This window comes from Streptosporangium sp. NPDC049078 (assembly GCF_040648855.1).
Lineage (GTDB): Bacteria > Actinomycetota > Actinomycetes > Streptosporangiales > Streptosporangiaceae > Streptosporangium.
The window spans coordinates 422,914-437,215 of the sequence record NZ_JBEZEL010000003.1 but is presented as its reverse complement, the minus strand read 5'-3'; the positions used below and the strand labels follow the sequence as shown (position 1 = coordinate 437,215).

At 68.9% G+C, this 14,302-nt stretch carries 11 protein-coding genes; 6 read left to right on the top strand and 5 right to left on the bottom strand.

Going from position 1 to position 14,302, the window contains the following annotated elements:
• Positions 1-316 precede the first annotated feature (316 nt).
• Positions 317-2,545 (top strand): hypothetical protein, encoded by a 2,229-nt coding sequence (locus AB0B90_RS06980; protein ID WP_362921271.1) that lies wholly within the window; start codon positions 317-319, stop codon positions 2,543-2,545.
• Between the two features lie 530 nt (positions 2,546-3,075).
• The gene (locus AB0B90_RS06975; protein WP_350944979.1) at positions 3,076-3,366 is read left to right on the top strand and encodes a hypothetical protein; all 291 of its coding nucleotides are present in this window, start codon (positions 3,076-3,078) and stop codon (positions 3,364-3,366) included.
• Between the two features lie 46 nt (positions 3,367-3,412).
• On the opposite strand, the gene AB0B90_RS06970 is transcribed toward AB0B90_RS06975, so the two are convergent.
• Both AB0B90_RS06970 and AB0B90_RS06965 read right to left on the bottom strand, forming a co-directional pair.
• Positions 3,413-3,763, bottom strand: coding sequence for a DUF397 domain-containing protein (locus tag AB0B90_RS06970; protein WP_362921269.1), 351 nt, complete (start codon positions 3,761-3,763; stop codon positions 3,413-3,415).
• A gap of 42 nt (positions 3,764-3,805) precedes the next feature.
• Complete coding sequence (locus AB0B90_RS06965) at positions 3,806-4,669, bottom strand: helix-turn-helix transcriptional regulator (protein WP_362921267.1); 864 nt, start codon at positions 4,667-4,669, stop codon at positions 3,806-3,808.
• Between the two features lie 216 nt (positions 4,670-4,885).
• On the opposite strand from AB0B90_RS06965, the gene AB0B90_RS06960 reads away from it, so the two are divergent.
• Positions 4,886-5,173: a hypothetical protein gene (locus tag AB0B90_RS06960; RefSeq protein WP_362921265.1), complete on the top strand. Its 288-nt coding sequence runs from the start codon at positions 4,886-4,888 to the stop codon at positions 5,171-5,173.
• Positions 5,170-5,580, top strand: coding sequence for an ATP-binding protein (locus tag AB0B90_RS06955; RefSeq protein ID WP_362921263.1), 411 nt, complete (start codon positions 5,170-5,172; stop codon positions 5,578-5,580). Before AB0B90_RS06960 ends, AB0B90_RS06955 begins: the two co-directional genes overlap by 4 nt.
• Before the next feature lie 165 nt (positions 5,581-5,745).
• Here AB0B90_RS06955 and AB0B90_RS06950 read toward each other — a convergent pair whose 3' ends face one another.
• Both AB0B90_RS06950 and AB0B90_RS06945 read right to left on the bottom strand, forming a co-directional pair.
• Positions 5,746-6,855: a CU044_5270 family protein gene (locus AB0B90_RS06950; protein ID WP_362921261.1), complete on the bottom strand. Its 1,110-nt coding sequence runs from the start codon at positions 6,853-6,855 to the stop codon at positions 5,746-5,748.
• A 26-nt stretch (positions 6,856-6,881) separates the two neighbouring features.
• Positions 6,882-7,406 carry a sigma-70 family RNA polymerase sigma factor gene (locus AB0B90_RS06945; RefSeq protein WP_362921259.1) on the bottom strand — a complete coding sequence of 175 codons (525 nt, stop codon included), beginning with the start codon at positions 7,404-7,406 and terminating at the stop codon, positions 6,882-6,884.
• 302 nt (positions 7,407-7,708) lie between these two features.
• Here AB0B90_RS06945 and AB0B90_RS06940 point away from each other — a divergent pair, with 302 nt between their 5' ends.
• Together AB0B90_RS06940 and AB0B90_RS06935 are read left to right on the top strand one after the other, a co-directional pair.
• Entirely contained in the window at positions 7,709-9,898 is a 2,190-nt protein-coding gene (locus AB0B90_RS06940) for an N-6 DNA methylase (RefSeq protein WP_350944967.1), read from the top strand.
• 226 nt (positions 9,899-10,124) lie between these two features.
• Entirely contained in the window at positions 10,125-13,496 is a 3,372-nt protein-coding gene (locus AB0B90_RS06935; protein WP_362921256.1) for a BTAD domain-containing putative transcriptional regulator, read from the top strand.
• Between the two features lie 149 nt (positions 13,497-13,645).
• Here the strand turns inward: AB0B90_RS06935 and AB0B90_RS06930 are convergent, their stop codons facing one another.
• On the bottom strand, positions 13,646-14,296 hold the full coding sequence (locus AB0B90_RS06930) for a hypothetical protein (RefSeq protein ID WP_362921254.1): 651 nt from the start codon (positions 14,294-14,296) through the stop codon (positions 13,646-13,648).
• Between the last annotated feature and the right edge of the window lie 6 nt (positions 14,297-14,302).

The window sequence follows — 14,302 nt, the reverse complement described above, 5'->3', positions numbered from 1 at the left end:
GTTACGGGACGTCGTTTGGTAATTTTCTCCACGAAACCGCGCTTCACCCGCGAGCCCGGATCCACCGCAACCACCGCGCCGACTCCTCCGAATCATCGCCCTTATCTCACGTCGGCGAAAAAAGGAAATTTACCCTGCGAATCCAGCGTGCGGACCGAAATTCGCCGAACGGGAGACCGGAAATATTATTGAGGGATTTCCGAGGTCGTCGCACTGTCGGTAGCCGGGATGCGCCGTCCTGAATCGAGTCGCGCCGAGGAGAGCCGATAACCGCACGGTGACGACGTATGACGCCTGAAGTCAGGTCATCGGAGCCTTGGGCGCCCTGTTCCTCCAGATGAAAATCACTCAGCCTGGAACTAGAGTGAAAAAATTAAAACAGGCCGAGGAGATGGTGGAGTCGATGTCGCCGGAAATGGGGCCCACGTCGCCGGACTTCAGCGGAATCGACCCCGATCTGATGCGAGGCTTCATCACCGCGCTGGAGCGCGGTCGCGATGTGATCGGCGAGCAGTCCGAGCGGATCCGGCAACTGTTCGCGGCGGCGGAGGTGTCGGCGGTGGGGTTGCGGCCGATCGGGGAGATCGGCGGCTGGATCGGCGACGAGCTGCCGAAACTACGCCAGCGCCTGGAGACGATCGACCAGGACCTTCCCCTGATGGTGGGAGACGCCCCCCACATCCCCAAACAGGGCTCGGCGTGGACCGGCAGCCAGGTCCAGGACCCCTTCCAGTGGGGACTGCTGCCCTACGACGAGAAGACGGGAAAATCCCCTGCGGGCAACGCCAAGAAGGGCGTCGAACTCGCCGACAAGTTCAGGCACCTTCCCAAGCCGTCCCCCGGCCTGCCCGACGCCACCTACGACCGGGTCCTCGACAAGCTCGCCGACAAGCAGAAGGACGGCTACTTCACCGCCGGGTTCTTCCGGTCCCTCGGCCCCAAGGGCATGATCGACATGATCAACCGCCTGGAGAAGTACGACAAGAAGGCGGCCGACAAACACCGGAAGGTCATGAGCGACGCCCTCACCACGGCAATCGGCACGCAACCAGCCGTCCTCGGCTCCGCCTGGCAGGCCGACAACCTCAAGGAGGCACCGACCCACGAGTTGGCGTCCCTGCTCAGACACGGCATGTTTCCCACCGCGTGGCTCACCGAGCTAGCGCGCAGCAGGGTGGGCAAGCCGGTCGGCGACGGCGACGGCTCCCGCCCCCGACGCTGGGAGACCGACCTCGGCCCACTGCTGCCGGCCCTGGCCAACAACCCCGACGCGGCGAGAAGCCTGTTCAACGCGATGTCCCGTGAAGACCTCCGAGACGTCTTCACCGAGCTCAACCGTTTGGGGGCTACCGAGGTCGTCGTTTTCCCCTGGCTGAAGATAGAAAAATCACAATCTCCCTGGCAGGTGCCGAAGAGCATGAACTTCGACGTCGGTGCGGAGTTCGGCCGGATGCTCGCCACCGCAGGTGGAGCCTATGACAAGGGACCACACAGTCCCGAGGCCGCGAAGTTCGCCTTCAACGTCATGACCATCATGGGAGACCTCAAGGACACCGACGGCACTGCGGACTCTCCGGCCACCCCGATGGAGGTCGCACCGCATGCCAGGATCTTCATGTCGACTCTGGCCGGCGCCTACGCCGCCGAGATCACCGAGGGCGCGAACATCGGCGATACCAACATGACCGAGGAGAGCGCACTGAAGCCCTTCACCTCGGCCTTCGGCATGACGTCCGCGTTCACCCTGAGCCCTAAGGACACCTACCGCTTCCTCAAGACCTTCGCCGACTCCCCGGCGAACCTCCTCCCATTCGACCGGGCGATGGGCGGCCTCTCCCAGAAGCTCATCGCCGACGCCTCGGAGAAGACCCGCCGCACCGGAGACGTCGACCACCTGGACCGGGTCTTCACTGCCTTAGGCAACGTACGCGGCTTCGAGCTCGCCGCCGTCGAGAAGGTCCAGGGCAACCTGGACTCGATCGACGAGCAGGCGAAGGACACGTTCAACTTCTTCCGCGACGCCGCCATCGGAATCGCGAGCATGTACATCGGAAGCGGCGCGGTCTGGGCCTATGGCTGGTACGCGCTGAGCACCGGCCTCTCGGGCTACGGCGCCTTCATCGAAGATGACCCCGAGACCCGGATGGACCGGACCAACGCGGCGGAGAGGGTGGCGACCCTCGGCCGTCAGCACATGTACGCGCAAATACTCATGGCCAATGGCTTCGTTCCCAAGGTGACACCCGCCGAGTTCCAGGCCGACCGCGCGTCCATCACCGACGCCAAGGGCAACCTCAAACCGTTCTCCGAGTTGATCAAACCACCCGACGTCCCCCTCACCGACGCCAAGGGCAACCTCAGGCCGCCGTCGGAGTTGGTCGCGAAGGGGGACGAAGGACTCAAGGCGTTCGAACGGTGGATGATTGCCAACGGGATGGGGAAGGACGAGACACTCTCGCTCGGAGAGCTATCCAACAGAACGGCAAATCGATTTGACGGTGGCACCAAGCGTGGTCAGGAGCGTACATCTGTCTTCGATAGCTGACTCAGGAGATCGGAAGGCACTCGGTCTCGCCCCTAACTGCGTACTGACCGTTAGCCGGAGACTCCAAGATGATCACTGTCTTGTACTCGTCATTGGCGAGCCGGATGGGGGCGTTACCTCGATCTTCGATGATCCGATAAGGAGCAACCGAGGAGAGCGCTCCTACCATGAAGGTGTTAAGTCCATCGGGATTGCTTGTCGACGCGGAGTCTCTGGCTGCAGCAGCAAAGGTTCTCTTGGCCTTCCCTTCCCCACACGGAATATCACGCCCACCAGAATCCGTAATTCGGACATCCAAAACATGGCTTTCCCTCATCAATTCAGTGATGTGCGATTTAAGCGTCTCCCCCGCTTCGGCCGCCGTGGGGCCACTATCCCCACATCCGGACACTGTCGACACCATAATCATGCAGACCAAAACACCGCGCCATACAAAACGTGTCACACATTCCTCCAGAGCTGGCCCAGGTGCTGTAGATCCAATAATGTCCAATAGTCCGCCCGATGTATCGGCATCCGAAGAGGGATATATGAATCCTGGCCCGGACGGTCTGGCGCCCAACCCGCGGCGTCAGGTGCTGGAACAGACATTGGTGGAGCTCAAGGCGAGAGTCGCCCTTCTTGAGGCCGCGCTCGACCCGGCCCACGGCCAGCTCACCGGCAAGTCGGTGTGGGTCGGGCCGAAGGCCCGGACGTTCACCGAAGATCTCACCGCCCGTAACACTCGACTGCGTCAAGCTGCCAGGGCGCTCGTCGACACGATCGAAGAGGAGCTCCGGTCGGCTCCGGCGAAGGTTCCGCCCTCCGCCACGCGACAGTGACGCATTGGGCCGAAACCTGACCGGAAGCCGACGCTACCGACTCACGTCATGCTTCGTGACGCCCGGCCAGGTTGTCGAAGCCATCATTCTTGATGCCGACGATGAAGGCATCCCATTCGGCCGAGGTGAAGGCCAGCACGGGACCCTCGGGGTCCTTGGAGTCACGGACCAGGACGAGCAGGTCTGCATCCGGACCGGGTTCGGCCTGGGAGGTCTCAGAGAGGGCGACTTCGACGCAGTCGGGACCATTACCGCTCAGAGTGCTCTTGTTCCAGGCGCCGACCTCAACGCAGTCCTGACCAGCACCGCTGAGAGAGCTCTTCTTCCAGACGCCAACTTCAACGCAGTTGGAACCGTTACCACTGCGGCTACTCTTGCGCCACTCGATACGGGACATGTCCACTTCAAGCCTCCTTTTTCCTTCAGCACCGGGCATATCTCAGGTGAATTGCTCGATCATTTTCTCGATCAACGCCTTTGAGTTGTCCGGGCCAAGCGCTACCGCCCGCAGGTGATCAAAGGCCAGCGTATACCAGTACATTTCACTGTCATTCTCTACATACAGACTACTCGTCATAGTCTCGACATACACCACAGCAGGATCGTAGAGTTCACGGAACTCCATGACAGCGAAGGTGCCAGCGGTTGCCGGATGGATACCAGCGGCAAGCGGCAGTACTTGGATCGTGACGTTGTCCCGGTCCGCTAGCTCAAGAAGCTTGATGTACTGCCCCCGCATGGTCCCCGTCGAACCGACCTGGCGAATAAGAGCAGCTTCGTCGATCACGGTCCAGAACCGGGCAGGGCTCTCTTCTCTCAGCAAAAGCTTCTGACGAGTCATGCGGACTTCGACACGGCGCTCCACTTCTGCGGGCGAGGACAGGGCCATCAAGGCAGAACGGATGACTTCGCGAGCGTAGTCCTCTGTCTGGAGCAGACCGTGCACAAGCACTCCGTCGAAGCTACGAATGAACGCAGCGTCCGCTTCGAGTTGGATATAGGTCGCATAGTCACTCGGCAGCGAGCCTGCATAGGCGTCCCACCATCCCTTCATACGCGCTGTTCGCGCCAGCGAATACAGGGCAGACCGCTTGCTCGCATCGACTTCGTACAGGTCCAGCAGGCGAGTGAGGTCCGGAGACGTGATCCCGACGCGGGCCGTCTCGATCCTGGACACCTTCGCGACGGACCATCCAACGCCCTGGGCGGCATCTTCGAGTGTCATCGCCTTGAGATCCCGCAGCCTACGAAGCTCGCTGGCCAGTCTCCGACGCCGAACGGTGGGGCCACGCCCTGCTGCCATCACAACCTCCCGAGTTGACTACCGACAGTGTGCACCCATCAGCGATCCGTGACAGCAGAATCGGGAAGTTGGAAAATCGGTAACTTTGCAGAACCGCTTGATAACTCAACGTACACGCTGGACTATCTGACTGTGTTGTGAGGCCAGAGGTCAAGGGAGCCCACGACACACCGCGCCATATGACCCACAGGACACAACGGGAAGGGCGGGCGAGGGATGAGGATTCGTGATCTTCAAGGGTGGGGTGGTGAGTTGCTGGAGTTGGCCTGGGAGTTGAACGATCTCGGGTTCGACTCCGTGGTCAGGCTCTCGCCCGGTCGGCGGCCGAGCGTGGAGATCTTCGTCCCCCCGGGGCGATCGAGGGTCGCCACCGCTCAGCGGGGCCGTACGTCGGTGTTCACCTGGCGGCGGCGAGACGACAGCCACGCCCGACGGAGCAGCGACGGGCAAAAACGCAACAGCATGCGGGAGGCGGCCGAGCGGCTGGTGGAGGTGGCGCGGTGAGGGCGCTGGGGCTGCTGGGCCAGGTCGAGGTGCCCGCGCAGATCGCCGCCGTCCCCCGGGCCCGCCGCTACGTCCGCGACCTGCTCAAAGGGCTCGACCACCCGCACACCGACGACGCGCTCCTCCTGCTCACCGAACTCGTCACCAACTCCGTACGCCACTCCGACTCCGGCCGCTGCGCCGGCGGACGGATCACCATCGCCGTCGCCCACCGCGATGGAACGCTCCACATCGACGTGATCGACGCCGGATCGGCGGCCGGACACCGGCCCCTGCTGCGCGCGGACGTCTCCCCCGAAAGCGGCGGAGGACGCGGACTCTGGCTGGTCAGAGAACTGTCATCGGCCTGGGGCTGGTACGAGATCCTCGCCGGCCGCGTGGTGTGGTTCCAGCTGAACGACCGGTGACCCCGTGATCCGCTGGGACCGCCCACCCCGCTGCGCGCTCCCCCCACCTCCTCGGCCGAAGCCCTCCTGACCGGCGGCACGCCTGAGGTTCAGGCGGCTCGCCGATCAGGAGGGCGGGGCCGTGACCGTCACGGTGAGGGTGTGGGATGACGGTCACGCGGGAGATCAGTCCTTCGGGCGCTCGCCGAGCCTGTCGGTGAAGCCCATGTCGGCCAGCGCCACGCGCAGTAGCGGCACATCCTTCTGCACCACGTCGTACTCCAGCAGCTCGGCCGTACTCGGATCGATGACCAGGCGGAAGGTGAGCGCGTCGGCCGCCGAGGAGGAAAGGGCGACCCCTGTACGCCCCAACACATCCTTCGCCTCACCCTGCGAGGTGATGCCCGGCTGGTCGGCGAGCACCTTGAACATGGCGGACCGGGTGCCCGGCGTGATCGGCGCGGTCATCAGGTCCACGCCCGTCTGCCAGAGGTAAACGGCCTTGCCGGAGCCCGCGGAGTTGGGGCTGCGCTTCCACAGGTCGTCCAGGTGGCGCTTGAGCGCGTCCTTGCCGGTGGGCAGCTTGGTGACGTTCCGCAGGTTCAGGCTCGGGTTGTCGATCGACAGGATCGGCTCGAAGGTGTCGTCGGCGGTCCTGGGCTTGTCGTCCGCCAGCTTGGGCGACCCCGCCGCCTTCCAGGCGGCCTCGTCCTGCGGGGAGCCGAACGTGACCTTCACGTCCTGGTTGCTCGCCCTCCGGCCCACCTCGCCCGCCTTCATTGCGCGCCAGGTCTCGCGGGTGTCGGCCAGGTATGCCTCGTACGGCAACTCGGCCGACTCCGCCTTGGTCTTGGCGGTGGACTCGCCGGGGGCGTTGTCCACCTTCTGCAGGGTGCGCTCGTTGACGTACCAGTAGCGGCCGGAGGCCACCGGTTCTCGCCGCGCGGTCGAGGCCGCGGCCAGCAGGAACGTGCGCGCGTCGGCCACGCGTTCCGGCGCGCCCTGCGTCGTGGAGGCGACCACGGCGCCACTCGGCCCCGTACCGGCCGGGTCCGTTCCGGAGCCGCCGGTCGTGACGACGACGGCCGTGGCCGCGAGCCCGGCGGCCACCGTGCCGGCCATGAGGAGGTGCGGCCACCGCAGGCGCGGCCGGGCAGGGCGGGCGGGCCCGGCCTGTTCGGTACGCGGGGTGGCGAAGGCGCGGGCCAGATCGCCCGCCCGGCGGCGCCGGTAGCCGTCTTCGGTCAACTCGTCCAGCCCACTGGGCCTGAGCCGGGCGAACGTACGGTCATCCATGAAAGGGGTCTCCAAAGGGGTGCGGATCAGGATTCGAGACTGCGAACGCGGCGTGGGCCGCCGACGTGCATCGCCTGGGTGAGGCGCTTGCGCGCCCGGTGGAGCCGGACGTTGTACGTGCGGACCGAACACCCCATGACGGTGGCGGCCTGCTCCGGCGGCAGGCCGTACCAGGTGGCGAAGACCATCGCCTCCACGTCCTGCTCGGGCAGGGCCGACAGCGCGGCCAGGGCGTTCTCCCTGTCGATGACGTGCTCGGCCACGTCCCACGCCACCTGGTCGCGTGCGGTGGTGAGGGCGGCTATCCGATCGACCAGGGCCTGGCGGCGGGTACGCGAGTCGCGCTGCTTGGCCAGCAGGTTGCGGGCCACGCCGAGCAGCCAGGGCAGCGGCGGCTCGGGGAGCTGCGCGAGCCGCCTCCACGCCACGAGGAACGTCTCGCTGCAGACGTCCTCGGCCACGTCGCGCTCGGCCCGCAGCAGGGCGTAGCCGAGCACGCTGCGGTAGTGCCGGTCATACAGGTCGGTGAATCGTTCTTCGGGATCGTCCACACCAAGTAGTCCCTCCGAACGCGTCCGGATTACCGCGTCCCGTCGATTCGTCCCTCATGCTCGCGGCACCATATGGGCTGACGGCGATCACCGACGCACGCCGCAAGGCCACCACCTGCGCGATGACCCGCCCACGGCGAAGCAGACCATGTCCACGGCCGGGTTGGCTCCACGGTGAACTGAGTCAACGGATAGGCTGCCAAAATGACCTTCTGGAAAGCCGGGGCCGCTCACCTGGGCACATGCCGTCATCGTGCTTTCCTGCCGGGTCGTCACCTTTCTGGCCCTCACCCGGAGACACGATGCCTCCTTCTGCCGACCCCACCGTCTCCGTCACTCTGGCGGAGATAGCCAGGATCGCCGGTGTCGGGCGCGCGGCCGTCAGCAACTGGCGCCGCCGTCACGACAGTTTCCCCACGCCGGTCGGCGGTACGGACACCAGTCCGCAGTTCGCGCTGTCGCAGGTGGAGGAGTGGCTGAGGCGGCAGGGCAAGCTCGACGAGGTCGGCAGCCGGGAACGGCTGTGGCCGGAGTTCGAGGCGCTCGGTGACCGCGACGCGATGGGGAGGGCGATCGCCGTCGCCGGTGCCCGGCTCGCGAGGCTCACCGGTGAGGAGGCGGGGCTCGATGACACCGCCGAATGGCTTCCGGGCGGCGCCGACCTCTCCGACGCCCAGCGGTCCCTGGTGGAACGCGCGGTCGGCCTGGCGAAGAAGCACGGCGCCCGGGACACCTTCGACTTCCTGCTCGGCCGCTGGCTCGACACCCACGTACGGCAGATCAATGTCACGCCGCCCCCGCTGGCGGCGTTGATGGCCGAGGTCGCCGGGTTGTCGCGCGACGGCGAGGCCGGTGACGTCGGCACCGTGCTCGACCCCGCGTGCGGCACGGGCGGTCTCCTGCTCGCCGCCGCCCGGCAGTGGGCCGGTACGGCGGACGCGCCTGCCTCGGGTGCCCCGCTGAGACTGCTCGGCCAGGACGTGGACGCGACCCAGGCGGCGCTCGCCGCCGTACGGCTCCTGCTCGCCGGCCGTTCCCCGGAGCGTGACAGCGCCTGGGAGGTCGACGTACGGGCGGGGAACACGTTGCGCGCCGATCCCCAACCCGATGTCCGCGCCGACGTGGTGCTGTGCAACCCGCCGTTCAACGAACGCGACTGGGGATACGAGGAACTCGCCACCGACGCCCGCTGGACGTACGGCCTGCCTCCCCGCACCGAGCCGGAGCTCGCCTGGACGCAGCACGCGCTGAGCCGCCTGGCACCCGGCGGGACGGCCGTGCTGCTGCTGCCGCCCGGTGTCGCCTCCCGCAGGGCGGGGCGCCGGGTCCGGGCGGGACTGCTCCGCAGCGGTGTGCTGCGCGCGGTGGTCGCCCTGCCTCCGGGGTCCGCGCCCCCGCACAGCGTCGCGCTGCACCTGTGGGTCCTGCGGGCACCGGCCGAGGGCGGAACGGACGCGGGGGCCGGGGTGCTCCTGGTCGACGCGGCCGACGTCCAGCAGGAGCCGTCGGGGGGAACGCAGCGAGCGGGCAGGGCGGCGATCGACTGGCCCCTCCTGCACAGGCGCGTGGTGTCGGCCGTCCAGGAGCTCCGGACGATCCAGGCGGCCCGGACGGGCCAGGCACCCCAGGCAGCCCGGACGACTCCGGCGGCTCCGGTCGGAGACGCCGACGGGGAGCGGTCGGCCGATCACGCCGTGGTCCCGGTGATCGACCTGCTGGACGAGGAGGTGGACCTCACCCCCGCGCGGCACGTCCCGAAGAAGGCGACCTCCGCGAACCTGGGCCTGCGGCGCTCGTGGAACCGGTTCGGCACCCTCCTGCACGAGCTGCGCGATCTGACCGCGACCCTGTCCGCCCTCGAACTGAGCGGTGAGGAGCCCGCGGGCCAGGGCACGGTGACCGTGGGCGACCTGCTGCGGGCGGGTGCGCTCACGATGCGGGCCGGGCAGCAACCGGCCGACGGCCTGGTGCGCACCGGCGACGCCCCCGACGACGCCGTACGCGTGCTGACCGTCGCCGACATGCCGGCCGGAGGCAGATCGTCCGGCTGGCTGACCGCGTCCGACGCCTCCGCGGGAGAGAACGCGGGCGGCCTCACGCTGACCGCACCGCAGGAGGTGGTGGTCGTCGGCGCCCACCGGGCGTTCGGCGCCTGGGTCGACACCGACGCCCCCACGGTGCTGGGCTCCCAGTTGTACGCCCTCCGGGCCGATCCGGCACTCCTCGATCCCTGGTTCCTCGCCGGTTGCCTGCGCGCCCCGGCCAACGCGAGGCAGGCGGGCACCCACGCCTCGACGTCCTCCCGCATCGACGTCCGCAGGCTGCAGGTGCTGCGGCTCCCTCTCGACGAGCAGCGTCGCTACGGCGAGGCCTTCCGGCGGCTCACCGCCTTCGAGCGATCACTGCGGGAGGCGGGGACGATCGGCGGGAAGCTGGTCGACGGTCTGACCGACGGCATCGCCGCCGGGAGGCTTCCGGGAAACCGGCCGTGATCTCCACCGGATAACACCTCGAACCGGACGCGGGCGATCACCTGGGCGTTCGCGACATCGCGCGGCCGGACACGGCGAGCCTCCATGCCCTGGCGACATTTCATGATTTATCTGGGCATCGGACCCGGTTTGCCGACCGGGGGTAAACGATGTTCGATGTACCCCAGTTCGCGTTCCTGTCACAGTGGTCCGCACCTGCTGTGCCAACCGTAAGAAGGCGGTAGGCATGGATTTTCGGGTTCTCGGCCCGCTGGAGGTTCATCATGACGAGGTTCGCCTGGGGCTGGGCGGTCCACGTCAGCGGGCGGTGCTGGCGCGGCTGCTCGTCGCGGGGGGCGCGCTCGTCCCCACCGATACCCTGATCGACGACCTGTACGGTGACGCCCCGCCGCCGAGCGTGGTGGCCACCGTCCAGGCGTACGTGTCCAACCTGCGCCGGATCATCGAGCCGGAACGCCCGCCGCGCACCCCGCCTCGACTGCTCGTCGGACGGCCGCCCGGTTACCTGCTCGCCGCGACCGACGTCGACGCGGTCCGGTTCACCGAGCTGGTGTCCGGGACGGAGTCACGTCCCGCCGCCGAGACACTCACCCGCGTGGAGGAGGCGTTGCGGCTCTGGCGCGGCCTGCCGTACGGCGAGTTCCACGGTGAGCTGTGGGCGGCCCCCGAGGTCAACCGCCTGCGCGAACTGCGCCTGGTCGCGGTCGAGCGGTGCGCCCAGGCCCGGCTGGATCTCGGCCGTCCGCAGACCGTCATCACCGGCCTGGAGGCCGAGGCGGACGCGAACCCGTTGCGCGAGCGGCTCTGGCATCTGCTGGCCCTTGCCCTGTACCGCACCGGGCGGCAGGCCGACGCGCTGGCCGTGCTGCGCCGGGTCAGGGACCTGTTCGCCGAACGGCTCGGCCTTGATCCCGGTCCCGGGCTGCGGGCCCTGGAGGCGGACATCCTGCGGCAGTCCGACCGGCTCCTGCTCCCCTCCGCCCCCGAGGTTCCCGTCCCGCTCTCCCCTGCCCGCCGGGTCCCGCACGGCAGGGACCGGCAGCTCGCCGATCTGGAGAGCCTGCCGGCGCGGGGCGGCGGACTCGCGATCGCCACGGTGGGCGGTGAGCCCGGCATCGGTAAGACGTGGCTGCTCGAAGCCTTCAGGGACCGGTGCGCCGAGTCCGGCCGTCTGGTGCTGTGGGGGCGCTGTCCCGAGACCGAGGGCGCTCCTCCGCTCTGGCCGTGGTTGCAGATCCTGCGGGCGCTCGCCCGGGTCTACCCCCCGCCGGACCCCGATGCCCTCGCCGGGCTGATGGACGACGAGACGCCCACGGGCTCGGCGGAGGCCGCCCGGCTCCGCCGCCACCAGGCCGTCGCCGACTGGGTGAGGCAGACCGCGCGGACCCGGCCCACGGTGATCGTCCTGGACGATCTGCAGTGGGCCGACGCGGCCTCACTCGGCCTGCTCGGCGACCTGGTCGCGCTCATCGGCGACGCGGAGAACGACGCGGGGAACGGCCCGGGGAGCGGCATGGGGAGCGACGCGGCGAGAGGTGCCGCCGTCACGGTGGTCACCGCGTTCCGCGAGGGCGCGGACCTGCTCCCCCTCGACGGCGTGCTGGGCCGGCTCGCCCGCCACAACCCGCTCCGCCTGCGGCTGACCGGTGTCGGCTCCGACACCGTACGGGCCATCGCCGCGGAGATCGGTGTCGAGATCGACGGGGGCGCCGCCCGCGCGCTGACCGAACGCACCGGCGGCAACCCCTTCTTCGTCAGGGAGACCGTGCGGATGCTCGCCCAGGGCGGCACCCTGGACGCGGTACCCGGCGCGGTCGCCGACCTGATCCGGCGGCGGGTGGCCGCGCTCGGCCCGCAGGTCGGCACGGTGCTCAGGAGGGCGGCGGTGCTCGGCCGGGACTTCGATCCCGACGTCGTCGCCCAGGCGTGCCGGGGGGAGGTGTACGACTCGCTGGACAGGGCCGCGCACGCCGGGCTGCTGCTGGCCCGCGACCGTCGCATGGCCTTCGCGCACGACCTGGTCAGAGAGACCCTCCTGGAGGACATCCCCCCGCTGCGCAGGGCGAGGATCCATCGGGAGGTGATGAAGGCCCTCGCCGCCCGCCCCGCCGTGGACGTGGCCGTCATCGCCCATCACGCGATCGAGGCCGGTCCCGCCGCGTACGGCGAGGCGACGAGGTGGGCCCGCGCCGTGGCGGAGCAGGCGTCCCTCCGGCTCGCGTACGAGGAGGCGGCCCTGTGGTGGGGCCGGGCGGTGGAGGCCCACGGCTCCTCCGCCGGCGACCCGCTCGACCACGTCGAACTCCTGTTGCGGCAGATCCAGGCGCTGCTGAAGGCCGGGGACCCGCTCGGCGCCCGCGAGGCGCGGGCACGGGCCATCCGCGTCGCCGACCGCGTCGCCGATCGGGGCGGCCCCACGCTGATCGCCCGCGTACTGACCTCGCTGGACGCCCCGTCGGCCTGGACCCTGCGCAACCCGTACGAGGAGGTGGAGCTTCGGCTGGTGCACCGCTTCGAGATGGCCCTGCGGTCGCTGCCCGAGGAGGACGGTCCCGAGCGGGCGCGGCTGCTCGGCGGGCTCGCGCAGGAGCTTTACGACGGAAGCGACGACCCGCGCTGCGACTCCTTCTCCGCCGAGGCCGTCGAGATGGCGCGCAGGCTGGGGGATCCGCACCTGCTCATGCGGATGCTCAACGCCCGTCAGCTCTCGCTGCCCCAGGCGGCCCACCCACACGAGCTGGTCGAGATCGCCACCGAGCTGGTCGAACTGGCGTCGCGGACCCGGATGCCGGAGTACGAGCTGCTCGGGTGGATCCTGCTGACCCATCACAGGCTGCAGCTGTTCGACGTGGCCGGCGCGGACGAGGCCGCTCTCCGCTGCGACGCGATGCTGGAACGGCTGCCGCTGCCCTGGCCACGATTCCAGCACACCATGTGGCGCGCCAACCGGCTGGTCCTGGCCGAGTGTTTCGACGACGCCGAGGCGCTGTATCGCGAGGCGGAGCGGCAGGCCGGACGGCTCGGCATGTGGTACGCGGGCGCGGTGGTGGCCACCGGGCGCATCCTGCTGCATCACCGGCGCGGTTCCATGACCGACACCGAGACGCTGATCGACTCGATCACCGGCATCCACACCACCATGGACCACGACGCCGGGATCCTGCGGCTGTGCGCCCAGGGCCGTGTCGAGGAGGCCGCGCGAACGGTCGAGAACGGCTGGCCCAGGCCGCCGGGCGACTGGTCCTGGCTCACCATGACCTGCCTGCAGGGCGAGGCCCAGGCCGTGGTCGGCGACCTGCCGGCCTGCCGGGAGAGCTACGCGGCGCTACTGCCGCACAGCGGGAGCATCGCGGTGGGCTCGGCCATCGCCCTGGCGGGCCCGGTGGACTGGTTCCTCGCCCTGCTCGCCTCGACGCTGGGCGAGCACGAGAGCGCCGCCGGGCATCTCCTGAGCCTGGCCGGGCAGGCCGACAGGAACGGGCTCACCGCCTGGCGGGACCGGGCGACGGCTGCGCTGTCCCGAGGGAACGGCGAGGCGGGAACGGCCCCGGGCCCGCCGGGCGCTGCCCGGCGGGTGGGGCCGTCGTTCGGTCGATGAGCCGCTCAGGTGGTGAACCACTCAGGCCACAAGCCACTCAAGCCGTGAACCACTCAGGCCACAAGCCGCCCAGACCGTGAACCGCTCAGGCAGGCCCGCAGGGCGAGTCACACGGCGTCAAGAGGACGAGGGGACGAAGGGCACGCCGCTCAGGCGGTGAGCCGTTCGGCGACGAGATCCACGAAACGCTCGTGCTGCAACCGGGCCATGTCCGGGTCCAGCACGAGCGCGTTCCCCTCCTGCCCGGCGGTGTCGCCGGACTCCCGGACCCTGTTGAGAACCTTGTACACGTTGACGACCTGGTTGACGGTGACGACCTCGTAGACATAGCCCGCCATCGGGGCGATCTGATAGGTCACCAGGCCGTTCGCCCGATCGGCGGCCGTGGAGTCGGCCTTGAAGCCGAACCGTTCGGCCAGCACGTCCCGGGTGAGGTTCCGCGCCGTCGTGAAGGCCCGGTCGATCCTGACCCGGTCGCCGCTGGTCATCTCCCCGCCGAACCAGGCGAGGAACGCCGGATCCTTCTTCGAGATCGCCGCCACCACCGCGGAGGCGAACTCCTCCTGCTTGGCCGTCACCCCACCGGCCGGACGCACGATCTCGGGGAACCTCTCGGCCACCGGGCCGATCCCCAGGATCAGACCCCGATAGACACTCTCCCCGTCGTACGCCGAGACCACGACCCCAGCACCGGCCACGACCGCACCGGCACTGGCACCGGCCGCGTGCACCGGCACCACCACCGCACCGGCCACCAACCCCGCGGCCAACGCCGCCAGAACCGTCTTCGATACCCGCATCGAACT

Bases quoted from the DNA above. Each gene is read 5' to 3' on its own strand.
- AB0B90_RS06975 (WP_350944979.1), top strand. From the start codon at position 3,076: ATGAATCCTGGCCCGGACGGTCTGGCGCCCAACCCGCGGCGTCAGGTG.
- AB0B90_RS06970 (WP_362921269.1), bottom strand. From the start codon at position 3,763: ATGTCCCGTATCGAGTGGCGCAAGAGTAGCCGCAGTGGTAACGGTTCC.
- AB0B90_RS06965 (WP_362921267.1), bottom strand. From the start codon at position 4,669: ATGGCAGCAGGGCGTGGCCCCACCGTTCGGCGTCGGAGACTGGCCAGC.
- AB0B90_RS06960 (WP_362921265.1), top strand. From the start codon at position 4,886: ATGAGGATTCGTGATCTTCAAGGGTGGGGTGGTGAGTTGCTGGAGTTG.
- AB0B90_RS06950 (WP_362921261.1), bottom strand. From the start codon at position 6,855: ATGGATGACCGTACGTTCGCCCGGCTCAGGCCCAGTGGGCTGGACGAG.
- AB0B90_RS06940 (WP_350944967.1), top strand. From the start codon at position 7,709: ATGCCTCCTTCTGCCGACCCCACCGTCTCCGTCACTCTGGCGGAGATA.
- AB0B90_RS06935 (WP_362921256.1), top strand. From the start codon at position 10,125: ATGGATTTTCGGGTTCTCGGCCCGCTGGAGGTTCATCATGACGAGGTT.
- AB0B90_RS06930 (WP_362921254.1), bottom strand. From the start codon at position 14,296: ATGCGGGTATCGAAGACGGTTCTGGCGGCGTTGGCCGCGGGGTTGGTG.